Raw genomic sequence first — 22,036 nt, forward strand, 5'->3', positions numbered from 1 at the left:
TAGCTATGCGGCGATACGGATGCGGGTGGGTGAGGGCCTTAGGAATTGCGATGCAGCTGCATCATCGCGCGTTCGAGTTCGCCTTTGATTATCTGCGGCATCACGGCAAGCGCCCGTTCGATCGCCGCATCGATCGCGTCCTGTTCTTCCCGCCGCGGCGGTTTCAGCACGTAATTGGCGACATCCGGCTTGGCGCCGGCGCGCGCGCTTTCGGGAATCAGATCGCGCGGATGACCGATACCGATCCGCATCCGCCAATACTGTTGCGACGACAGGTGGGCGGTGATGTCTTTCAGCCCATTATGACCGCCGCTGCCGCCGCCGAGCTTCAGCTTGACGCTGCCTGGCGGCATATCGAGTTCGTCGTGAGCGACCAGAATCTCGTCAGGGAGAATCTTGAAGAACTGCGCGAGCGCAACGACCGACTGACCCGAGCGGTTCATATACGTCTGCGGTTCCAGCAGGTGCACTTCTTCGCCGTGAAGCCGCGCCTTCGCGTAGAAACCGTGGAAGCGCCGCTCGTCGCGCAGCGTCGCGCCTGCTTCGCGTGCCAGTTGATCGAGCAGCCAGAAGCCGGCATTGTGGCGCGTCGCAGTGTATTCGGCGCCCGGATTGCCGAGCCCGACGATCAGCTTGATCATGATTGCGTGGGTCCATCTGGCCCGGATGCCGAACGCAACCGAGCTGAAAAAAACCGAAAAAAAACCCGCCGGGGCGAACCTCGGCGGGTCACATCGACCGTTTCATTGAAACGGATCGAGAGGATTGCTCGCTCAGTGCAGCTTAAGCAGCCGGCGTTTCGCCTTCGCTTGCAGCAGCGGCGTCGCCTTCAGCGATTGCACCAGCCGGGATCGTTGCAGCAGCGATGACCGGGTTTTCTGCTTCAACGTGAGCAACCAGCGCGACGCCTGCCGGCAGGACGATGTCCTTCGCGTGCAGCGAGTGACCGGCTTCGATCTTCGCGAGGTCGACTTCGAGGAATTCCGGCAGTGCCGACGGCAGGCACTCGATTTCGATTTCGTTGAGGACGTGCGAGATCACCGCGCTCGACAGCTTCACTGCCGGGTTGGTTTCCTGGTTCATGAAGTGCAGCGGCACCTTGGTGTGCAGCTTCTTCTTCGCGTCGACACGTTGGAAGTCCACGTGCAGCACGAGCTGACGGAACGGGTGGTATTGCACGTCGCGCAGCAGAACCTGTTGCGACTTGCCACCGACTTCCAGGTCGAGAATCGACGAGTGGAAAACTTCTTTCTTCAGCGCGTGCCACAGCGCGTTGTGGTCCAGTTCGACCAATTGCGTTTCAGCACCAGCGCCATATACGATGCCCGGGGTCTTGCCCGAGTTACGCAGGCGGCGGCTCGCACCCGTACCTTGCAGGTTACGCTCGAAAGCGACTACTTTCATTTGAATCTCCAATGCACTGCCCGCGACCAGGCAGTAAAAACGGGGCCCGCAAGCCATTATGGCTGAGGCCCCAGAACGGCGGCACGAACCTTCGTTCGTTCATGCCGATTGTGCAAAAGCGCAGCGTGCGATAGTACAACGCGCCGCGCCTTCGCAAATACTTAACTTTCAGCGAACAGCGACATCACCGAATCGCCGCGGCGAATCCGCGAGAACGTTTCGGCAAGCAGGCCGGCGCTGGTCAACGAACGGATCTTGGCACACGAGCGAGCCTCTTCGCCGAGCGGGATCGTGTCCGTGACAACGAGTTCGTCGAGTGCCGAAGCTGCGATACGCTCGCCTGCACCGCCCGACAGAACCGGGTGGGTAGCGTAAGCGAACACCTGCTTCGCACCGCGTTCCTTCAAAACCTGAGCTGCCTTGCAGAGCGTGCCGGCGGTGTCGACCATGTCGTCCATGATCACGCAGGTACGGCCTTCGACTTCACCGATGATGTTCATCACTTCGGCAACGTTCGCCTTGGGGCGGCGCTTGTCGATGATCGCGAGATCGCAATTCAGTTGCTTGGCCAATGCCCGGGCACGCACCACGCCGCCGACGTCCGGCGACACGACCAGCAGGTTCTCGTAGTTCTGCTTGCGCAGATCGCCGAGCAGCACGGGCGTAGCATAGATGTTGTCGACCGGGATATCGAAGAAGCCTTGAATCTGGTCGGCGTGCAGATCCATCGTGATGATCCGCTCGACGCCGGCGATTTCCAGCATATTCGCCACGATCTTCGCCGAGATGGCGACGCGCGCCGAACGCGGGCGTCGATCTTGACGGGCATAACCGAAGTAGGGGATGGCTGCGGTGATCCGGCCAGCGGATGCGCGCTTGAGCGCATCGACCATGATCATCAGTTCCATCAGATTGTCATTCGCCGGCGCGCACGTGGATTGCAGGACGAAGACATCCTTGCCACGCACGTTTTCCTGAATCTCGACCTGGATTTCACCGTCCGAGAAACGGCTAACCATTGCTTTGCCGAGGGGAATACCGAGGATTTTGACGACTTCCTGTGCAAGCGCGGGATTTGCGTTGCCAGTAAAAACCATCAGGCCGTCATGGCTGCTCATCGTGCACCTACTTCAGGCTGGGGGGCGAGGGGAAATGCGAGAATTTTTGGCAGGGGAGAAAGGATTCGAACCTTTGCATGCCGGAATCAAAATCCGGTGCCTTAACCAGCTTGGCGACTCCCCTACACTAACTTTAAGCTCCGCCGAACGTGGAGTTTCGTTCGACGATGCAAAACTTTATGACGCGAAAGCAAAGAGTGGATGCTGATCGAGGCCGGCAGCCACTGCGCTGTTCCATTCGGCTGGCAGCTTGGCTTGTGCCGCTTCTGCTTCAGCTTTACTACGAAACGCTGCAAATACACTTGCACCTGATCCAGACATCCGCGCTGGCGCGATGTTTTCAAACCACCGCAGCACTTGCGCTACTTCCGCGTACTTCCCAACGACAACCTGCTGCATGTCATTCCGGCCGAAGCTTTCCGGCCATTCAGTGTTGCAGCTAAGTTCTGCAGGAAAGTCCGTAATTGTGAGGGGTTTTGAATCTCTTGTCAACGCTTTGTCGGAAAAAATCGCTGCAGTCGGAACATGAACCCTCGGCGTCACTACCAGGAAATGGCGCGGCGGCAATTGTACAACGTCTAATGTTTCTCCGACACCCTGTGCGAACGCATTTTTCCCAAAAATAAAAAATGGCACGTCGGCGCCGAGCTTCAACGCCAGTTCCTGCAACGCCAGGCGCGGGAGATTGAGCTTCCACAGGCGGTTCAGCGCAAGCAGCGTGGTGGCCGCGTCGGAGCTGCCGCCGCCCAGGCCCGCACCCATCGGCAGGCGCTTCTCGATTTCGATGTCGACGCCCTCCAGCGAGCCCGTATGCGCCTTCAGGAGCGTTGCTGCGCGAACGGTGAGGTCGTGCTCCGGCGGAACGTCGGCGATCTCGGTGCTGCGTGTGATGAGGCCGTCGTTGCGCCGGGTGAAATGGAGTGTGTCGCCCCAGTCGAGCAACTGGAAGACCGTTTGCAGCGTGTGATAACCGTCCGGGCGTCGGCCGGTGATGTGCAGGAAAAGGTTCAGCTTCGCTGGCGCGAGGCAATCGCGCAGCGCGTCGGTTGTTTCGATCATGAGTCTGGGCTACATGCGCCAAAGCGGCGCCAAAGAAGCGGCAAGGTTGCGCGAACAGGCGCGGCTACTGATCCAGCACGAGCTTGATGTCGAGCGGCGGTTCCGAGCGGCTCAGGTTGACGCGTTTCACGCCGGTGGCCGGCGCGTCCGCGTACGCCAGGTAATCGATCGTCCAGCCGTCCTGCGTAATCTGTTTCAGTCGCGACGGCTGTTCAGGGTCCTTCTCGGTGCTCGCACGCGAAGTCGGCGCGGGCGACGGCTGCAGCCAATAGCGCAGTCCTTCGACCGGCAGCGCGAAACCGAGCGCATTCTGCATCAGCGTGGAGACGTTGTCGGCGGTGAGCGGCTGGCGGTTCGGCAACTCGAGCGTGGCCGAAGCCGGCGATGAAGTCACGATCGCGAGCGTCTGGCCGAGCGGATTGCGTAATTGCAAAGTGACGGTGTCGCCGGTTTCCTGCCAGGCGAAGTTGCCGTACGCGTTGCGCTGCTGGCCGTTTTGATCGTTGTACTGGATCGAGAACCGCCCTTGATAAGCGCGGCTCGTTTGCGCAGTGACGGATGTCGCGGCATTCGACATGGACGGCCCTTGCGGCTTCACCGATGCACAACCAGCCAACACGACGACAGCCGCCGCAGCAAGTCCGAGCACCGCGCTACGCGGCGCCCGGGGATAAGAAAACAAGCGGGAAAGACGCATCAAAGATCGTTTACCTGGAGACGTTGCAGCGTTTTAACAAGCGTGTCGTTGTCCGGTTCGAGCTTGCGAGCATCGCGGAAGGCGGCGCGTGCCTGATCTTGCGCACCCGTTTTCCACAACACTTCACCGAGGTGCGCGCCGATTTCGGCATTCGGCTGGATGTCGTAGGCTTTGCGCAGCAGCTTGATCGCGTCCGACGTATTGCCCATCCGGTATTTGACCCAGCCGACGCTGTCCATGATGAACGCGTCGTTCGGCGCCAGCGACGAAGCCTTCTCGACCAGCTTGTTCGCTTCCGGCAGGCGCTGATTGCGATCGGCCAGCGAATAGCCGAGCGCGTTATACGCCTGAGGATTGTCCGGCTGCGTCTGGATCAGCTTGCGCAGCTGCGCTTCCATGATGTCGTAATGGCCGGTCTTTTCGGCTGCCATCGCGTAGTCGTAGGTCAGATCGGGATCGTCCGGGAAATTCGCGGTGGCTTTTTGCAGGCTCGCTTCCGCCTCGGGGTAGCGTTTCGCATCGAACAGAATCGCCGCATCAGTACGCGCGATCAGCGCCTGGTCACGCGGATCGGGCGCCTGCAGGCCGGCCAGCAGGTTGCGGGCGTCTTCGGTCTTGCCCTGCTTGGCGAGCAATTGCGCACGCGTGATCTGCGCCGGCATGTACTGCTGGCTCGACGGGGAAATCTTGTTCAGCCAGTCACTCGCCGCCGCTTCGTTCTTCTGTTCGAGCGACAGTTGCGCAAGGTAGATGTACGCCTGGCCCGGATCGGCGCCCGGCGTTTTGTCGGCTTGCTGCGCGTACTGGGTGAGGTACGTTTGCGCCTCGGTCAAGTTCTTTTGCTGGATCTTGATCAACGCGAGCGCCATTAGCGGCGTGAGGTCCTTCGCGTTGTTCTTATGCATGATCTCGAACTGCTTCTGCGCGTCATCCAGACGGTCGCTCGCGAGATACATCTGCGCGAGCGCGAGACGCGCGTCATGCGATTTCGGATTCTGCTGCACGTACTTTTCGAGCGACGCGATGCCTTCCTTGCGCTCCTCCGGGCCCATCTGCGACAGCGTCAGCGCGGCCGGCAGATAGTCGGGCTTGAGCGTAAGCGCCTGTTCGAGCGACTTGCGCGCGCCCGGCGCGTCGTCCGAAACGAGCTGCTGACGCGCGATGGCCAGTTGAGCTTCGGGCCGGTTCATGTCGTTCTTCAGCAGATCCTGCAGCACATGCAAGCCGCCGATCCGGTTCGGACCGCGCGAGAGCAGCAGTTGCAGCGCGAGAATCGCGCTGCCGCGATTGTCGGCAGGCACCTTCGCCAGTTCGCTCGCGAGGAGCGGCGCGGCGTCGTCAGGTTTGCCGGACAGCACGAGCAGCGACGCATCGAGTTGTGCGGCGCGTTCCGAACTCGGCGCATACTGCTGCCACAATTGCGCGGCGGCCAGGGCGTCCGACGGGCTCTGCGCGGCCAGCGCGATTTCGGTGGCGCGTTGCGCCATGCGCGGATCGTGCGTGTCGCGCGCGAGCGCGAGGTAGGTCTGGTAGGCGGGCGCCGGCTGGTCGCGTTGCAAGGCGACTTCGGCGGCGAGCACCTGGAATACGATCTGGCTCGACAGTGCGATGTTCGGCAAAGACTTCAGGTCTTCTGCCGACGCAGGGCCGAGCGGGTCCGGCAAGGTGACGGAGGTGTCATCCGAGTCCGGCGAGGGGTCCTGCGCATGCGCGGGCGCGGCAGCCAGCGCCCAAACGGCGAGGGCGGCAGCGCCGAGCATCCGGCGAGCGGAGACAGCGCGCGGCACACGCGATGCGTTTGCCGGGCGCTTCGAAAACAGCTTCACGAAGGACAAGTTCATGGAAATCCGTTCAATGTTTCGGACGATTGTAACGCGCTCGCTACAATACGCGCACAACCACTCACGCAAGTTGCAGACCAGTTAGACATGCCAGAGTTGCCAGAAGTTGAGGTTACCCGACGGGGAATCGAACCGTATGTGTCCGGGCGCAAGGTTGAACGCGTCGATGTGCGCACGCCCGCACTGCGTTGGCCGATTCCGGCAGACCTTGCGAAAACCTTGCGTGGCAGCGTGGTGCGCAAGGTCGAGCGGCGCGGCAAGTACCTGCTGTTCGAAATCGACGCCGGATGGTTCATTGTGCACCTGGGCATGACTGGCACGCTGCGTGTGCTGCGCCACGTGCCGCACCCGCCGGCCGCGGCGAAGCACGATCACGTCGACTGGATTTTCGACGAGTTTATTCTGCGCTATCGCGATCCGCGCCGCTTCGGCGCGGTGCTGTGGCATCCGCGCGAAGCCGGCGACGTGCTCGAGCATCCGCTGCTCGCGAGCCTCGGCGTGGAGCCGTTTTCACCGGCGTTCACCGGCGCGCTGATGCATCGGCTGACGCGTGAGCGCAAGGTGTCGGTGAAGCAGGCCTTGCTGGCGGGTGAGATCGTGGTCGGCGTGGGCAATATTTACGCGTCCGAGAGTCTGTTTCGCGCCGGCATCCGGCCCACCACCGCGGCAGGCCGCGTCTCGCTGGTTCGATACGATTTGCTGGCGGACGCGGTGCGCGTGACGCTCGCCGCCGCGATCGAGAAGGGTGGCAGTACGCTGCGCGATTTCGTCGGCAGCGATGGTGAAAGCGGTTACTTTCAGCTCGACTATTTCGTTTATGATCGCGCGGGGCTGCCATGCCGCGTGTGTGGAACGCCGATCAAACAGATCGTGCAGGGTCAGCGTTCGACCTACTTCTGTCCGACCTGCCAGCGCTAATTTTTCAATGCCCTCTCGCTTAACCCCGTCCGCCGCGCCTGCCGCGTCAAGTTATCCGGCCTTGTCCGATTTCTCCGCCCGCCTGATTGGCTGGCAGCGCCAGCATGGCCGTCACGACCTGCCGTGGCAGAACACCCGCGACCCCTATCGCATCTGGTTGTCGGAAATCATGCTGCAACAGACCCAGGTGTCGACGGTGATTCCGTACTACGCGAAGTTCCTGGCGCGTTTTCCGGATGTCGCCGCGCTCGCCGCCGCACCGCTCGACGACGTGATGGCGTTATGGGCCGGCCTCGGCTACTACTCGCGCGCGCGCAATCTGCATCGCTGCGCGCAGACGGTGGTCGAGCAGCATGGCGGCGCGTTTCCGGCTTCGGTCGATGAACTCGCTGAATTGCCTGGCATCGGCCGTTCGACGGCGGCGGCGATCGCGTCGTTCGCGTTCGGCGCGCGCGCGACGATTCTCGACGGCAACGTGAAACGTGTTCTGGCGCGCGTATTCGGCGTCGAAGGTTTTCCCGGCGAGAAGAAAGTTGAGAACGCGATGTGGACGCTGGCGGAGTCGCTGCTGCCGTCGAATGCATCTGACGACGATGTCAGCGCCTACACGCAAGGTCTGATGGACCTCGGGGCGACGCTGTGCGTGCGCGGCACGCCGGACTGCTTACGCTGCCCGTTCGCGGTCGATTGCGTGGCGAACGTGACGGGACGGCAGCGCGAACTACCCACGGCGCGGCCCAGGAAAACGGTGCCGACGCGCCGCACATGGATGCTGGTGCTGCGCGACGGCAACGCCGTGATGCTGGAAAAGCGCCCGCCGTCGGGCATCTGGGGCGGTTTGTGGAGCCTGCCTGAAGCTGCCGACGAAGCCGCGCTAGCGGAGCGTGCGCGTGCCTTCGGTAGCGATGGAGCGGTCTCGCCGCTTGCGCCGCTCACGCATGTATTTACGCATTTCAGGCTGGATATCGAGCCGCGGCTTGCGGACCTGGACCGCGCTGTGGGCGCGCTGGCCGCGTTATGCGATGCGGACACCGCGTGGGTCGCGCTGAGCGATCTCGATTCGTTCGGCGTGCCCGCGCCGGTGCGCAAACTGCTGGATGGTTTGCAAGGCTCGCTGCTTTAGAGGCTGCAGCTTCTACAGCAGTTGATGCTGCTGCATGTAGTGATGAACCACGTCGATCCGCGCGCCGGCGTCCTGCAATTCCATCAGCTTCTGGCGGGCGCGCAGCGCAATCGGCAGCACTTCGGCGAGACGGTTCGACACCCACGACGGATCTTCGAGCCTGAACGGTTCGGCGAACGGCAAGCTATCCGGATCGCGTTCGCGAATCGTCGCGATGATTCGTTCAAGCACTTCCGCGCACGCGCCGAATTTGGCCAGATGCTGATTGCCTTCGAGCGGCATGTCGTCGCCGAGCGGCTCGGCCATGCCGACCAGCAAGCCGCTGCTCTCCACGCGATGCGACAGGAGGCGGAAGCGCCTGGTGCCGCGCGCGCGAATCAGCAGCATGCCGAAGGCTTCGACATCGCACTCTTCGATTTCGGCGAGACAGCCGATTGCTTCGGGCACCGAAGGCTCTTCGGCGCGCGCGACTTCGGCGCCGCTTTTCAGCAGGCACACGCCGAACGGCGTTTTGTCACGCAGACAGTCGCGCGCCATATCGAGGTAGCGCGCCTCGAAGATTTTCAGGGGCAGCAGCCCGTCAGGGAACAGCACCGTATGCAGCGGAAACAGCGGCACATCGGCAAGCACAGTAGAAGAAGACATGGCGCAACGCTTCGAGTTGAGGCCGCGCGATGCGGCCGGTTAAGCCACTAACTTCGATGATTCGCCGATGTCGACCGGCGCATCGCGGTGCCGCACAATCACATTCGCCTGACTTGCGAGACGCGCGGCGAGCGTCTCAGCAATGAACACCGAGCGGTGCTGGCCGCCCGTGCAACCGATCGCGACGGTCAGATAACTGCGGTTGTCGTCGCGGAAATGCGGCAGCCATTTGGCGAGAAACTTCTCGATGTCGTCGATCATTTCGTGGACGACCGGCAGCGCATCGAGAAAATCCATCACAGGCTTATCGAGGCCCGTAAGCGGTCGCAATTCATGATCGTAGTACGGGTTCGGCAGCGTGCGTACGTCGAAAACGAAATCGGCATCGAGCGGCACGCCGCGTTTGAAGCCGAACGACTCGAACATCAGCACGAGACCCGAATGCTCCTGCTCGATGAAGCGTTTGACCCACGCGCGCAGCACGTTCGCGCGCAGATTGCTGGTGTCGATCTGGTGGCCGAATTCGGCCAGACCCGCCACAAGTTCGCGTTCGCGCTCGATCGCTTCGGCGAGCGACGTCAGCAGGCCGACGTCCGCGTCGTGCGCGGTCGAGCCGGACAACGGATGCCGGCGGCGTGTTTCGGAGAAGCGCTGAATCAGCGATTGCGTGCTTGCGTTGAGGAACAGGACGCGCACGTCGTGGGCGCGCGACAGGTCGCGGATCATCGCGGGCATTTCGTCGAGCGAAGCGCTCGAGCGCGCGTCGATGGCGACCGCGAGGCGGTCTTGCCCGTCTTCGGCAAGGTAATTGGCCAGTTGCGGCAGAAAACGCGGCGGCAAATTGTCGACGCAGTAATAGCCCGCGTCTTCAAGCGCGTTCAGGGCAACTGACTTGCCGGAGCCGGAAATACCGGTGATCAGGATTATGCGCATGGAGTCGTGAAATCCGTACATTTCATCATAGCATCTGGTCTCCGTGCGCGCGCCCCGCAGCCCGCCGTTGGCCGCGAAGCAAGGCGCGGTGACACGGACTCAGATCAATTTGCCGGGAAACTGGCTATCGGGATCCTGCATCGCCAGACGCTGGCGATCCATGAAGTCGCGCAACGTATCGATGCCGCGCAGTTGCAGGATCGTGTTGCGCACCGCCGCTTCGACCAGCACCGCGAGGTTGCGGCCGGCTGCCACCTGAATCGTGACTTTGCTGATCGGCAGGCCGAGCACGTCGACGGTTTGGCTTTCGAGCGGCAACCGCTGGAATTCGCCGTCAGGACGGCGCACCAGTTGCACGATCAGCTTCAGCTTCATTTTGCGGCGTACCGCGGTTTCGCCGAAGATCGTCTTGATGTCGAGCAGCCCGAGGCCACGCACTTCGAGCAGGTTTTGCAGCAGCGGCGGGCAGCGCCCTTCGACGAAATCCGGACCGAGGCGCACGAAATCCACCGCGTCGTCGGCCACGAGGCCGTGGCCGCGGCTGATCAGTTCCAGCCCGAGTTCGCTCTTGCCGAGGCCCGAATCGCCGGTAAGCAACACGCCCATGCCGAGGATGTCGAGGAATACGCCGTGCAGCGTGGCGCGCGGCGCCAGAATGCGCGACATGTAGAGGCGCAGGCTGTCGATCACCGCAGCGGCGGACATCGGCGTGGTGAAGAGCGGTGTCGACGAACGCGTGCAGCGCAGCACGAGTTCCGGCGGCGCGGCGACGCCGCCCGCCACCACGAGAAACGGCGGTTCCAGCGCGATCAGTTCGGCCATATGGCGCGAGCGGTCTTCGTCGGTCTGGCGCTTGTAGTAGTCGATTTCGGCGTCGCCGAGCACCTGAATCCGGTTCGGGTGGATCAGGTTCAAGTGGCCGACAAGATCGGCGCTCGACGTGGCATTGGCGACCGATTCCGAAGAAAAGCCGCGCTCCCAGCCTTCATGCCCCGTCAGCCAGCTCAGCTTCAGCGTGGCGGCGTTGTCGTCGAAAATGCTCTGGGCGTTGATGCTGGACGTATCCATGAGTCAGTGACTCCAGTGTGGGCCGCTTGCCCGGCAAGGTATGGCCGCGCTAACGCGGACCGCGCACCGTGCAGGGCTGAACCCGCAAGCTCGCGGGGAACCGGCGTGCGGATAACCGCCGATGCATCAAGGTTGCCACTGAGTGAGCAGGCGATGCAACGCTTCGCGATTTTCTTCCGTGTGCAGCCGCTCGCGGGCTTCGCGATCGGACAGCAACTGGGCGATCTCCGAAAGAATTTCGAGGTGTTGCTGGGTGGCCTGTTCAGGCACCAGCAGGAAGATCAGCAGCGAAACCGGCTGACCGTCGGGCGATTCGAAGGGGATGGCTTCGGCGAGGCGGACGAACGCGGCGAGCGGCTGCTTCAAGCCTTTGATCCGGCCATGCGGAATCGCGACGCCTTCACCAAGCCCCGTCGATCCGAGGCGCTCGCGCGCAAACAGATTGTCAGTGACCGTGCTACGGGCGATGCCGTTCTGGTTCTCGAAAATCAGGCCCGCTTGCTCGAACACGCGTTTCTTGCTGGTGACCGATAGTCCGACGACGACGTTCTCGAGGGGAAGAAATTTGGCTAAACGATTCATGTTGACAGGCGAAAACGTGGCCTGGGTTCTCCTCGCTGGGGCGTTTGAGTGGTGTTCCATTCGTTTTGATGCTCACGGCGATGTGCATTGGAGTCCGACAGCGCAGGACTCCGGCCGACCGACTTCCGTTTGAGCTCGCTTGACCCCGATGGTAACCGGAACATTATAGAACAGGGTAGGCACGGATGGTGCGGCGCGCCATCGATGCGTGATGGGTTTGTTCGATGGGTACAACGATCGCGGCGCCGCAGCCCGAGACGGGGCTCGCACGGGCTTCAAAAGCGGCCCAAGATCAACCCGGGAGTGGCCCAGAAACGAAAAACCGCCCGGTTTCGGGCGGTTTAGCTGGGTAAGGAAAACCTTCCAATTTTCCTTATTGCGGCGGCACGTCAACTTGCGGCGCCAGCGGCTGGTACTTGATCGCCTCATGCTGATGGCCCTGCAGACGATCTTTGTGGCGTATCACTTGCCGGTCGAGCTTGTCGATCATCAGATCGATCGCAGCGTAGAGGTCGCTGTCACAGCTCTCGACAAAGATATCTTTACCCTTCAAATGCAGGTTGATTTCAACCTTTTGCCGCTTTTCCTTTTCCTTGTGGTTGTCGACCGAGAGGACCACACTGCCGTCGATGACCTGATCAAAATGTCTTAGCACCCTATCCAGTTTGGTGATCACGTATTCGCGCAACGCAGGCGTTACTTCGAGGTGGTGTCCACTGATCTGCAGATTCATAGTGCTTCTCCAAGCTAGATGCCGCTTGTTCCGCACAATGACGTAGGTCCGGTCGATCGTCGGCTTGCCTGAGTCGCCCCCCGGTGACTGACTTCTGGCAGGTCGCATCGGCCGGCCTGTCCGCCAACTGCGGAGCGGCCGGTAAATGCCCGCCGCGGGAGGCGACGGGCTACAGAGACTTGCGCAGGTTGACTGCCGGAATCTTGAGCGCTTCGCGGTACTTCGCAACGGTACGCCGTGCGACCACGAAGCCCTGTTCCGCCAGCAGTTCGGCTATGCGGCTGTCTGAAAGAGGAGATTTCGGGTTTTCCGCTCCTATCAGTTGCTTGATGAGCGCGCGAATCGCCGTGGAGGAGGCCGCGCCGCCCGTGTCGGTTGAGACGTGTGACCCGAAGAAGTACTTAAATTCAAGCGTCCCGAATGGGGTCAGCATGTATTTACCGGTTGTCACACGCGAGACAGTCGACTCGTGTAGGCCCAGCGTATCAGCAATTTCCCGCAAAACCAAGGGGCGCATGGCAATTTCGCCGTGCACAAAAAAGCTCTTTTGACGTTCGACAATAGCTTGCGCGACCCTCAGGATCGTCTCGAACCGCTGCTGGATATTCTTGATCAGCCAGCGCGCTTCCTGCAGTTGCTGGCGCAACGATCCGCTGCCCGGATCGCCCCGGTTATTGCGCAGAATATTCGCGTAAAGATGGTTGATCCGCAGCTTCGGCACGACTTCCGGGTTCAGTTCCGCCTGCCAGCCCTGTGCCGTTTTGCGCACCATGATGTCCGGCACGACATAGTCCGCTTCCGCCTTGCCGTAGGCCGCGCCGGGAAACGGCTCGAGCGAGCGTATCAACAGATGCGCATCGCGCAGGTCGTCGTCGCTGGCCTTCAGATGTTTGCGCAGGCGCGTGAAATCGCGCGCCGCGAGCAGTTCCAGATGATGGGCAACGATGTCGAGCGCGAGCGTGCGGGTAGGCGAGCCGTCGAGCCTCAGCAGCTGTAGCTTGAGACATTCGGACGCGGAGCGCGCGCCGACACCCGCCGGGTCGAAACTATGCAGCAGCGCGAGTGCGGCGTTCAACTCGTCGAGGTCGACTTCGAGCTCTTCGGGCATGTCGGCCAGCACTTCGTCCAGCGTGGCGGTGAGGTAGCCGTCGTCGTCAAGCGATTCGATCAGGAAGGTGATCAGCGCGCGGTCGCGCTGGCCCGCCTGGGTAACGCGCAATTGCGCCATCAGGTGATCGCGCAGCGAGGTGCTCGATTCGTGGATTTGCAGCGGCGGCAGATCGTCGTCGTCCGACGCGTTGCCGGAGCGGCCGTAGTCGTCGAGATTCCATTGCGACGCGTCGCCGTTACCCTCTCCCGCGAGGCCGTTATATTCGTCGACGCCCTGCGGCTCGCCGTTCTCGGCGCGCTCGCTGCTGCTGGTGGACGAGGACGACGTATTGCCCCCCATCTGGTCGGGCGGCGCCGAGGAGTTGGGCGCCTGGGCGATCAGCGAGCCGTCGGCCGCCACGCGCAGGGGACTCGCGATCCAGTCGTCCTCGTTCTCGAGGAGCGGATTCTGCGAGATCGCCATTGCGACTTCCTGCTGCAGTTCGAGCGTAGACAGCTGAAGCAGCCGGATGGACTGCTGCAGTTGCGGGGTCAGCGCAAGATGCTGCGATAGGCGGAGTTGGAGGCTGGCTTTCATGGCAAGTTGAGATTCATTGTAGAGAGTTTGCCACGACCGCGATACCTTGCGACATTCGCAATAACGCGTGCGCCGGTTTTCGGCAGCGCCGGGCGCGGGACGGCCCAGGTCAAAAGTGCGGATGTGCGGCTGCCGCAAAGGGGCCGGCGGATGATGCGCGTTCGCTCCGCCGGCAATCCTTTGTGTACTTACATGCGGAAGTGTTCGCCCAGATAGACACGCCGCACGCTTTCATTTTCGATGATGTCGCTTGGCGCACCGGCAGCCAGCACGCTGCCGTCGCTGATGATGTATGCGTGATCGCAGATGCCGAGCGTTTCGCGCACGTTGTGGTCGGTGATGAGCACGCCGATATTGCGCTGTTTCAGGAACTTGACGATCTTCTGGATTTCCAGAACCGCTATCGGATCGACACCCGCGAACGGTTCGTCGAGCAGAATGAAACTCGGATTGGTGGCCAGCGCGCGCGCGATTTCAACCCGGCGCCGCTCGCCGCCCGACAGCGACAACGCCGGATTCTCGCGTAGGTGAGCGATCTGCAGTTCGTCGAGCAACGCTTCGGTGCGGCTGGTAATGGCGTCTTTCGAGAGCCGCTTGCCGTTGTCTTCGTGCTGCAATTCCAGCACCGCGCGAATGTTTTCTTCGACGGTGAGCTTGCGGAACACCGAAGCTTCCTGCGGCAGATATGACAAACCCAGCGATGCGCGCTTATGAATCGGCAGCAAGCTGATCGACTTGCCGTCCAGATCGATTTCGCCCGCATCGAGCGGCACGAGGCCGACGATCATATAAAACGAGGTGGTCTTGCCGGCGCCGTTGGGGCCAAGCAGACCGACCACTTCGCCGCTTTTGACGTCGAGCGATACATCTTTGACGACAGTGCGCGAGCCGTAACGTTTTTTCAGGTTACGGACCGCCAGCGAACTGCTGGTGCCGGCCGGCTTGCGATTGGGGAGGGACGCGGAGGTGCTCACTGGTTCGGCGCTCCCTGGATCGTGGTGGACGGCGCGAGCGTGGCCGATGCGCCGTTCAGCGGCGCGGCGCCGCCGTTGCGCGGCGACAGCATGGCGCGCACGCGGCCGTTCGGATTGCCCGGGCCGGCGACATCCTTGCCCGCCTTCGCAGTGTAGAAGTCGCTCTGGCCGTCATACGTGATGACGCTGCCGTGCACCTGGTCCATGACCGTGGACAGGCCTTGCAGGCGTTTCACGGTGGCGTTGGTGGTCAGCGTGGTCAGATCCTGCTTGCCGTCGTAGTCGATGCGGATTGCCGTGCCGTCAATGTATTCGTCGAGGCCTTCGCGTTTCTGGCGGAAATACGACAGATTGCCGCCCGACGAAGTGCCGGTGGCGTACTGATAGCCCTGCGGGTCTTGCGTGACTTCGACGCGATCGGCCTTGATCACGATCGTGCCCTTGGTCGCAACCACGTGGCCGGTGAAGATGTTGACCTGCTTCAGGTCGTCGTAAGTCATGTTGTCCGCTTCGATATTCAGCGGCTTGTCCTTGTCGGCGCGATCCGCGTGCGCAAGCGGCGCGAAGCCGGCGAGCGGCAACGCGACAAAGAGCGCAGCGAGTCCGGCGCGGCACGCGGACAGGGTACGCGAGCGGCCGGTATCAAAACGGGGGAACGATTCGTTCATGCAGTCACGCCTGGAATGGATTACCCGGGTTGCCTGGGCGAGCTGGCGGAGCCTTCGGACGCGGCGATCGCGCCGCGCACGTTGCCGAACAGCTGCATAACCCGGGTGACGTTGTTGTAGTTCATGCCGCTGGCTGTCATCACAGACATGCCGCGCTGAAGTTTAACCGGCTTTTCGGTCTCGATCACATCGTCGTTGACCAGCACCCTGAAATGCTGCGAATCCGCTTGCATCTGCGGATCGCCGTTGCCGGCCACCCGCAGAATGCGCGCGTTGTCGTACAGATCCACGATCGAGGCATCGCCGTTCACCTTGCCGGTGTCGCCGGTCGCGGTGACGATCGGCTTGCCCGGCTGGAAGGCGCGCATGGCCGGCTTGACCAGATCGCTCAGTTCGTCGTCTTCGTAATGGATCAGGTGCGTTGCGGTCAGGCGGTATTGCGTCGAGCCCGACTGGTCGAGTTCGGAAACCGAGAAGTTGTCCGCGAAGTAGTCGGGCGTGTGCTCCTTCGGGCGCGCCACGCCTTCGTTTTGCCGCGGCATGGTGGCTTGCAGCAGCCACCACGTGATGCCGGCGAGCGCCGCCATTGCAACGAGCGGAATCAGTGAGGTCAGGCGGAACTGGTTCATCCGACGAGGCCTCGCTGTTCGCCGCTGCAGGCAGCCGCGAGAAGCGCCTCGTATTTGTGCTGCGCGCGCAGCAACGTGTCGCAGACTTCGCGCGCCGCTCCGTGACCGCCACGCGCTTCGCTCACCCAGTGGGCGCGGGCGATCACTTCAGGATGCGAATTGGCCGGCGCCGCGGCGAAACCGACCTTCAGCATCACGCCGAGATCGACCCAGTCGTCGCCCATGTAGCCGCATTCTTCCGGCGTCATGCCGGTTTGCTTCAGCAGGTCCGCGAACGCTTGGGGTTTGTCTTGCACGCCCTGATAGACATGGGTGATGTGCATTTCCTTCGCCCGCGCCGCGACGATACCCGACTTGCGGCCGGTGATGATCGCCGTTTCGATGCCGGCCTCGCGCAGCAGCTTCATGCCGTGGCCGTCCATCGAGTTGAACGCCTTCATCGTGTCGCCTTCCGCCGTAAACAGCAGGCCGCCGTCGGTCAGCACGCCGTCGACGTCGAAAATCATCAGCTTGACGCGGCTTGCGCGTTCGGTGGCGGTAAGGGGCGCGGCGGCCATCAGATCACCTTCTTCGAGAACAGATCGTGCATGTTGAGTGCGCCGATCAGCTTGCCTGCTTCGTCGACGACCAGCATCTGATTGATCCGGTGGCGCTCCATCAGTTCCACCGCTTCCACGGCGAGTTGGTCCGGGCCGATGGTGCGCGGGCCGGCGGTCATCACCGAGGCGATCGGCAAATCGCGGAAATCGCCGCTGCGTTCGAGCACGCGGCGCAAGTCGCCGTCGGTGAAAATGCCGGCGACGCGCCCTTCGTGATCGATGATCGCCGTCATGCCCATGCGTTTGGCGGTCAACTGGAACAGCGCGTCGCGTACGGTGGCCTCGGGTGTCACCTTCGGCACCTGGTCGCCGGTGCGCATCACGTCGCGTACGTAAGTGAGCAGGCGGCGGCCGAGCGCGCCGCCCGGATGCGAGCGGGCAAAGTCGTCCGAACCGAAACCGCGCGCATCCAGCACGGCGACCGCGAGCGCATCGCCGAGCGCGAGCGCGGCGGTGGTGCTGGCGGTCGGCGCAAGATTCAGCGGACATGCTTCTTTCGACACGCCGGAATTCAGATGCACGTCGGCCAGTTGGGCGAGACTCGAGGACGGCCGACCCGTCATCGCGATCAGTTTTGCGCCCATGCGCTTGATCAGCGGCAGAATGGACACCAGTTCCTCGGTTTCGCCGGAATTCGACAACGCGACGAAGACGTCGTCGGCGGTGATCATGCCGAGGTCGCCGTGACTGGCTTCCGCGGGGTGGACGAAGAATGCCGGTGTGCCGGTGCTGGCGAGCGTGGCCGCCAGCTTGCGGGCCACGTGCCCCGATTTGCCGATGCCGGAAACGACTACGCGTCCACGGCAACCCAGGATGAAATCGACCGCCCCGACGAAACCATCGTCGAGTTGATCGCGAAGCGCGCGCACGGCGTCCGCTTCGATGTCGAGCACGTCACGAGCGAGCGCGAGTGCCCGGTCGCCATTGATTTTCGCTATCATGCGCGGAGTATAGCAAAGGCGCTTGTTCGCCGCGCCGGGCCTGCTGTGCCAAGTCGCTGCCTTTACCGGCCCCTCAACCTTGTCGCACGGCGCTTTGCGTGCGCGGTTCCGCTGACGAACGAGGACGTTTTACCCATGCGTTTTTTCCGATGATTTCCCCGCTCGAAATGACGCTGTTCCTGCTGCTGGCTTCAGTGGTGGGCGTGGTGCTCTTTCGCTTTCTGAATCTTCCGCCGATGCTCGGCTATCTGACGGTCGGCATCGTCGTGGGTCCGCACGCGTTCGGTCTGATTCCCGATTCGGTCGGCGCGCAGAATCTCGCCGAATTCGGCGTCGTGTTCCTGATGTTCTCGATCGGGCTGGAGTTTTCGCTGTCCAAACTGCGCTCGATGCGTACGCTGGTATTCGGCCTCGGCCTGTTGCAGGTGCTCGGCACGATCGCGGTAGCGGTGTCGCTCGGCTTCGCGCTTGAGCGCTGGGTGCACATCACGTGGCAGGCGAGCGTGGCGCTGGGCGGCGCGCTGGCAATGTCGTCGACGGCGATCGTCAGCAAGATGCTTGCGGAGCGGCTCGAAATCGAAACCGAGCACGGCCGCAATATCTTCGGCGTGCTGCTGTTCCAGGATCTGGCGGTGGTGCCGCTGTTGATCGTCATCTCGGCGTTGGGCGGCGATTCGAAAGACCTCGTCAGTGCGCTCGGGGTGGCGGCGATCAAGATCGTCGTGGCGTTGGCGTTGCTGTTGATCGTGGGTCAGCGCTTCATGACGCGCTGGTTCAACGTGGTGGCGCGGCGCCGTTCTCAGGAATTGTTCATTCTCAATCTGCTGCTGGTGACGCTCGGCGCCGCGTTTATCACGGACAAATTCGGCCTCTCGCTGGCGCTCGGCGCGTTTATCGCCGGCATGTTGATCGCCGAAACGCCATACCGGCATCAGGTGGAAGAAGACATCAAGCCGTTTCGGGACGTGCTGCTGGGTTTGTTCTTCGTGACCACCGGCATGCTGCTCAACCCGCGCGTGGTGTGGCAACACCCATTCATCGTGCTCGGCTTCCTGCTCGGGCCGATCCTGCTGAAGGCGGTGATGGTGACGGGGCTCTCGCGCCTCTTCGGCGCGTCGCCGGGCGTCGCGATGCGCACCGGCATCGGCCTCGCGCAAGCCGGCGAATTCGGTTTCGTGCTGCTGAATCTGATTCTCGACAAGCATCTGGTGGACGCAACGCTGCTCCAGGCGATTCTCGCGGCGATGCTGCTGTCGATGCTGGCCGCGCCGTTCCTGATCCAGAACGCAGACCGTATCGTGCTGCGGCTGTCGTCGACTGAATGGATGATGCAATCGTTGCAGATGACGCGTATCGCGACGCAGAGCCTGAAGCAAAGCGGTCACGTGATCATCTGCGGTTACGGCCGGGCCGGGCAGAATCTGGCGCGGATGCTGGAGCACGAAGGTCTGTCGTACGTCGCTTTGGACCTGGACCCGGACCGTGTGGCTGCAGCGGCGGCCGCCGGCGAATCGGTCGTGTTCGGCGATGCGGGGCGGCGCGAATCGCTGCTCGCCGCCGGTATTCATCGCGCCGCCGCGATCGCGATCACCTACGCGAACACGCCGTCGGCGCTGCGCGTGCTGCATAACATCCACGAACTGGAACCGACGCTGCCGGTGATCGTGCGTACCGTCGACGATGCCGATCTGGAAAAGCTGCTGGCTGCCGGCGCGACCGAAGTGATTCCGGAAATCGTCGAAGGCAGTCTGATGCTGGCCTCGCACACGCTGGTGGTCATGGGCGTGCCGATGCGGCGGGTGGTGCGGCGGGTCGAGGAAATGCGTGACGAGCGTTATGCGCTGCTGCGCGGCTATTTCCATGGCGCCGACGACGTCGAAGACGACGACGGTCACGAACAGGTGCGGCTACAATCGGTGCCGGTCGACGAAAACTCGGACGCGGTGGGCCGCACACTGGCGGAACTGGGGCTGTTCGATCTGGGCGTCGAAGTGACGGCAATCCGCCGGCACGGCATTCGCGGCGTCGAGCCCGACCCGTCCACCAAGCTGCGCGCAAGCGATATCGTGGTGCTGCGCGGTCTGCCCGAGCAACTGGCCGAAGCAGAGGAGCGGCTCTCGAAGCATCGCCGGGCCGGGGCGGCCGCGGCCTGACATGCGCCGGGCCTGGCCTCGGTGAGTTCATTGACCGATTCATCGGACCTGAGAGGTCCATCCGGAGTCATCATGTCCAACGCGCTCGCGGGCGCGCCGCTCGATGCGGCCGAGTTCGTCAAAAGCAAGATTCGCACGGTGCCCGACTGGCCGCAGCCGGGCGTGCAGTTTCGCGACATCACGCCGCTGCTGCAATGCCCGAAGTCGCTGCGCGTGTTGATCGACCTGTTCGTGCAGCGCTATATCGACGCGGAGCTCGACTATGTCGCCGGTCTGGATGCGCGCGGTTTCATCATCGGGCCGATCATCGCGCACGAGCTGAACCTCGGCTTTATCCCGATCCGCAAGCAGGGCAAGCTGCCGTACAAGCGCGTGTCGCAGTCGTACGAACTCGAATACGGCACCGCTACCGTCGAGATTCACGAGGACGCCTGCAAGCCCGGCGATCGCATCGTCATCATCGACGACCTGATCGCCACCGGCGGCACGATGATGGCCGGCAAGATTCTGCTGGAGCGGATCGGCGCGGTGGTGGTCGAAGGCGCGGCGATTATCGATCTGCCCGAACTGGGCGGCTCGGCGTTGCTGCGCAAGGCGGGCCTGCCGCTCTATACGGTGACTGAATTCGGCGGGCATTGAGCGCCGGACGCGAATTTCTACCTGCACACAAAGAAGGTCGGAACGATGCCCAACTTCCTGTTGTTTCTCGCCACATCGATTGCCATCACGATGGCGCCCGGTCCCGACAATCTGCAGGTGCTCGCGCGCGGTATTTCGCAAGGCCGCGCGGCCGGCCTCGTCGCCGCGCTCGGCTTTGCTGCCGGCATCACGTTTCATACTACATTGGCCGCGCTCGGCGTCGCCGCATTGTTGCGCTCGTCGCCGGTGGCGTTCGAGGTGATCAAGCTGGCCGGCGCCGCATACCTGATCTGGATCGGCATCAAGGCGCTGCGTAGCCAAGGGCTCGCGACCGCGCATGAGCGCGCGCCGCAACCGTTGATGGCGGTATTTCGCCAAAGCGTGCTCGGCAATCTGCTGAATCCGAAGGTGACGCTGTTCTTCGTCGTGTTCCTGCCGCAGTTCGTGCAGCCGCACGGCGCGCAGAGCGTGACGGTGCAGATGCTCGAACTCGGCGTGCTGTTCATGCTGCAGACGGTGGTGGTGTTCTCGCTATTCGGCGTATGCGCGGGGATGATCGGCGGCTGGCTGAAGCGCCGGCCGCGAGTCGGCGTGTGGCTCGATCGCCTCGCCGGTGCAACGTTTATCGCGATCGGGATTCGCGTGGCGTTGCGCGACTGAAGACGGCGGCTGAAGAACAGTTTGGAGCTTTAAATGACTTTGCCTTGCATCACCGCCGCACGCCGTTTCGACGTTCACGCGCATCTGGCGTTCTGGATCGACGCCCAGCAGGTCGGCTGGATCCGCTCGACCGATGTACCGCTGCTGACGCGTTGGCCCGATGTATTTGAAATCGACAGTACACGCGTGACGCTGGCCCCTGCCTTCGACACCGTCGTTCTGCGCAGCGCGGCACTTGGCTCCGTGATCGGCGCGCTCGCCGCCGAAGGCCGGATTCCCGGCTGGCGCAACGAGACCTACGCGATCCGCAATGCCTTCGATGCGCCGCCGCTCGCGTACATCGAACGCGCGGCATCGCGCTTCTTCGGCACGATGACCTACGCGGTGCATCTGAACGGCGTCGTAGAATACGCGGATGGCGCGCCGCAATTGTGGATCGCGCGCCGCAGCGACACCAAGGCGACCGATCCGGGCATGCTCGACAACGTCGTGGCGGGCGGGATCGGTTGGGGCTTCGGCATCGAGGCGACGATCATCAAGGAGTGCTGGGAAGAAGCCGGCATTCCCGAGGAGATCGCCGCGCGCGCCGTGGCGGGCCGCACCGCACATGTGCTGCAATCGTTGCCGGAAGGCACGCAGGCCGAACAGATCTTCATCTACGACCTCGCGTTGCCGGCCGATTTCGCGCCGCGCAATCAGGACGGCGAAGTGGGTGAGCATCGGCTCGCGCGCATCGACGAAGTGGCGCGCTGGATCGAAGAAGGCGCGATGACCGTGGACGCGAGTCTCGCCACGTTGGATTGCCTGCTGCGCCGCCGCTGGATCGACGAAGACGCGTGTCCGGGAATCGACACATTGTTTGCGCCGCCCGTGCTCGCATAACTTTATGTCGCTCGCGTTACCGCTTGTATAACAACCGCGCTGCTGCGCGTCGCGTCAGGCGCCGTACCGAAGAAACCACGCCA

Annotated in this window: 23 protein-coding genes and 1 tRNA gene; 6 read left to right on the forward strand and 18 right to left on the reverse strand. The window is 62.7% G+C overall.

Features of this window, described 5'->3' with window-relative positions; genetic code table 11:
- Positions 1-38: 38 nt before the first annotated feature.
- The 7 genes from pth to AC3WOG_RS02125 form a co-directional block, all read right to left on the reverse strand.
- Complete coding sequence (gene pth / locus AC3WOG_RS02095) at positions 39-641, reverse strand: aminoacyl-tRNA hydrolase (RefSeq protein ID WP_492576437.1); 603 nt, start codon at positions 639-641, stop codon at positions 39-41.
- 142 nt (positions 642-783) lie between these two features.
- Positions 784-1,404, reverse strand: coding sequence for a 50S ribosomal protein L25/general stress protein Ctc (locus AC3WOG_RS02100; RefSeq protein ID WP_492576438.1), 621 nt, complete (start codon positions 1,402-1,404; stop codon positions 784-786).
- A 161-nt stretch (positions 1,405-1,565) separates the two neighbouring features.
- Positions 1,566-2,522: a ribose-phosphate pyrophosphokinase gene (locus AC3WOG_RS02105; RefSeq protein ID WP_006048037.1), complete on the reverse strand. Its 957-nt coding sequence runs from the start codon at positions 2,520-2,522 to the stop codon at positions 1,566-1,568.
- A gap of 47 nt (positions 2,523-2,569) precedes the next feature.
- Positions 2,570-2,646 (reverse strand) — tRNA-Gln (locus tag AC3WOG_RS02110).
- 53 nt (positions 2,647-2,699) lie between these two features.
- A complete protein-coding gene (ispE, locus tag AC3WOG_RS02115) occupies positions 2,700-3,581 on the reverse strand; it encodes a 4-(cytidine 5'-diphospho)-2-C-methyl-D-erythritol kinase (RefSeq protein ID WP_492576439.1) in 882 nt (293 codons plus the stop codon).
- 64 nt (positions 3,582-3,645) lie between these two features.
- Positions 3,646-4,278 carry a lipoprotein insertase outer membrane protein LolB gene (lolB, locus tag AC3WOG_RS02120; protein WP_492576440.1) on the reverse strand — a complete coding sequence of 211 codons (633 nt, stop codon included), beginning with the start codon at positions 4,276-4,278 and terminating at the stop codon, positions 3,646-3,648.
- Positions 4,278-6,119: a tetratricopeptide repeat protein gene (locus AC3WOG_RS02125; RefSeq protein WP_492576441.1), complete on the reverse strand. Its 1,842-nt coding sequence runs from the start codon at positions 6,117-6,119 to the stop codon at positions 4,278-4,280. The genes lolB and AC3WOG_RS02125 overlap by 1 nt, the downstream gene beginning before the upstream one ends.
- 87 nt (positions 6,120-6,206) lie before the next feature.
- Here AC3WOG_RS02125 and mutM point away from each other — a divergent pair, with 87 nt between their 5' ends.
- Positions 6,207-7,037 carry a bifunctional DNA-formamidopyrimidine glycosylase/DNA-(apurinic or apyrimidinic site) lyase gene (gene mutM, locus AC3WOG_RS02130; RefSeq protein WP_492576442.1) on the forward strand — a complete coding sequence of 277 codons (831 nt, stop codon included), beginning with the start codon at positions 6,207-6,209 and terminating at the stop codon, positions 7,035-7,037.
- A gap of 7 nt (positions 7,038-7,044) precedes the next feature.
- Complete coding sequence (gene mutY, locus AC3WOG_RS02135) at positions 7,045-8,160, forward strand: A/G-specific adenine glycosylase (RefSeq protein ID WP_492576443.1); 1,116 nt, start codon at positions 7,045-7,047, stop codon at positions 8,158-8,160.
- 12 nt (positions 8,161-8,172) lie between these two features.
- Here mutY and AC3WOG_RS02140 read toward each other — a convergent pair whose 3' ends face one another.
- The 11 genes from AC3WOG_RS02140 to kdsD all read right to left on the reverse strand — a co-directional run bounded on the left by AC3WOG_RS02140 (position 8,173) and on the right by kdsD (position 17,619).
- Positions 8,173-8,805, reverse strand: coding sequence for an LON peptidase substrate-binding domain-containing protein (locus AC3WOG_RS02140; RefSeq protein WP_492576444.1), 633 nt, complete (start codon positions 8,803-8,805; stop codon positions 8,173-8,175).
- A gap of 39 nt (positions 8,806-8,844) precedes the next feature.
- Positions 8,845-9,738: an RNase adapter RapZ gene (rapZ, locus tag AC3WOG_RS02145; protein WP_492576445.1), complete on the reverse strand. Its 894-nt coding sequence runs from the start codon at positions 9,736-9,738 to the stop codon at positions 8,845-8,847.
- Between the two features lie 99 nt (positions 9,739-9,837).
- Positions 9,838-10,806 carry an HPr(Ser) kinase/phosphatase gene (hprK, locus tag AC3WOG_RS02150; protein ID WP_007179412.1) on the reverse strand — a complete coding sequence of 323 codons (969 nt, stop codon included), beginning with the start codon at positions 10,804-10,806 and terminating at the stop codon, positions 9,838-9,840.
- A gap of 126 nt (positions 10,807-10,932) precedes the next feature.
- Positions 10,933-11,448: a PTS sugar transporter subunit IIA gene (locus AC3WOG_RS02155; protein ID WP_341313300.1), complete on the reverse strand. Its 516-nt coding sequence runs from the start codon at positions 11,446-11,448 to the stop codon at positions 10,933-10,935.
- 313 nt (positions 11,449-11,761) lie between these two features.
- Positions 11,762-12,121 (reverse strand): ribosome hibernation-promoting factor, HPF/YfiA family, encoded by a 360-nt coding sequence (gene hpf, locus AC3WOG_RS02160; RefSeq protein WP_115099572.1) that lies wholly within the window; start codon positions 12,119-12,121, stop codon positions 11,762-11,764.
- 169 nt (positions 12,122-12,290) lie between these two features.
- A complete protein-coding gene (locus AC3WOG_RS02165; RefSeq protein WP_492576446.1) occupies positions 12,291-13,808 on the reverse strand; it encodes an RNA polymerase factor sigma-54 in 1,518 nt (505 codons plus the stop codon).
- 188 nt (positions 13,809-13,996) lie between these two features.
- Positions 13,997-14,782, reverse strand: coding sequence for an LPS export ABC transporter ATP-binding protein (gene lptB / locus AC3WOG_RS02170; protein WP_492576447.1), 786 nt, complete (start codon positions 14,780-14,782; stop codon positions 13,997-13,999).
- On the reverse strand, positions 14,779-15,450 hold the full coding sequence (gene lptA / locus AC3WOG_RS02175; protein WP_492576448.1) for a lipopolysaccharide transport periplasmic protein LptA: 672 nt from the start codon (positions 15,448-15,450) through the stop codon (positions 14,779-14,781). Before lptA ends, lptB begins: the two co-directional genes overlap by 4 nt.
- Before the next feature lie 20 nt (positions 15,451-15,470).
- Positions 15,471-16,079, reverse strand: a complete 609-nt coding sequence (gene lptC / locus AC3WOG_RS02180) for an LPS export ABC transporter periplasmic protein LptC (protein WP_492576449.1) — start codon at positions 16,077-16,079, stop codon at positions 15,471-15,473.
- Positions 16,076-16,636, reverse strand: a complete 561-nt coding sequence (locus tag AC3WOG_RS02185) for a KdsC family phosphatase (protein WP_410837082.1) — start codon at positions 16,634-16,636, stop codon at positions 16,076-16,078. The genes lptC and AC3WOG_RS02185 overlap by 4 nt, the downstream gene beginning before the upstream one ends.
- A complete protein-coding gene (kdsD, locus tag AC3WOG_RS02190; RefSeq protein ID WP_492576450.1) occupies positions 16,636-17,619 on the reverse strand; it encodes an arabinose 5-phosphate isomerase KdsD in 984 nt (327 codons plus the stop codon). The genes AC3WOG_RS02185 and kdsD overlap by 1 nt, the downstream gene beginning before the upstream one ends.
- Positions 17,620-17,768: 149 nt before the next feature.
- Here kdsD and AC3WOG_RS02195 point away from each other — a divergent pair, with 149 nt between their 5' ends.
- The 4 genes from AC3WOG_RS02195 to AC3WOG_RS02210 all read left to right on the forward strand — a co-directional run bounded on the left by AC3WOG_RS02195 (position 17,769) and on the right by AC3WOG_RS02210 (position 21,953).
- Positions 17,769-19,772 carry a monovalent cation:proton antiporter family protein gene (locus AC3WOG_RS02195; RefSeq protein WP_492576451.1) on the forward strand — a complete coding sequence of 668 codons (2,004 nt, stop codon included), beginning with the start codon at positions 17,769-17,771 and terminating at the stop codon, positions 19,770-19,772.
- Positions 19,773-19,844: 72 nt separating this feature from the next.
- On the forward strand, positions 19,845-20,411 hold the full coding sequence (locus tag AC3WOG_RS02200) for an adenine phosphoribosyltransferase (RefSeq protein ID WP_492576452.1): 567 nt from the start codon (positions 19,845-19,847) through the stop codon (positions 20,409-20,411).
- Between the two features lie 45 nt (positions 20,412-20,456).
- The gene (locus tag AC3WOG_RS02205; RefSeq protein WP_492576453.1) at positions 20,457-21,071 is read left to right on the forward strand and encodes a LysE family translocator; all 615 of its coding nucleotides are present in this window, start codon (positions 20,457-20,459) and stop codon (positions 21,069-21,071) included.
- Positions 21,072-21,104: 33 nt separating this feature from the next.
- Positions 21,105-21,953: an NUDIX hydrolase gene (locus AC3WOG_RS02210; RefSeq protein WP_492576454.1), complete on the forward strand. Its 849-nt coding sequence runs from the start codon at positions 21,105-21,107 to the stop codon at positions 21,951-21,953.
- Positions 21,954-22,036: the final 83 nt, after the last annotated feature.

Source organism: Paraburkholderia sp. FW306-02-B (genome assembly GCF_058782725.1).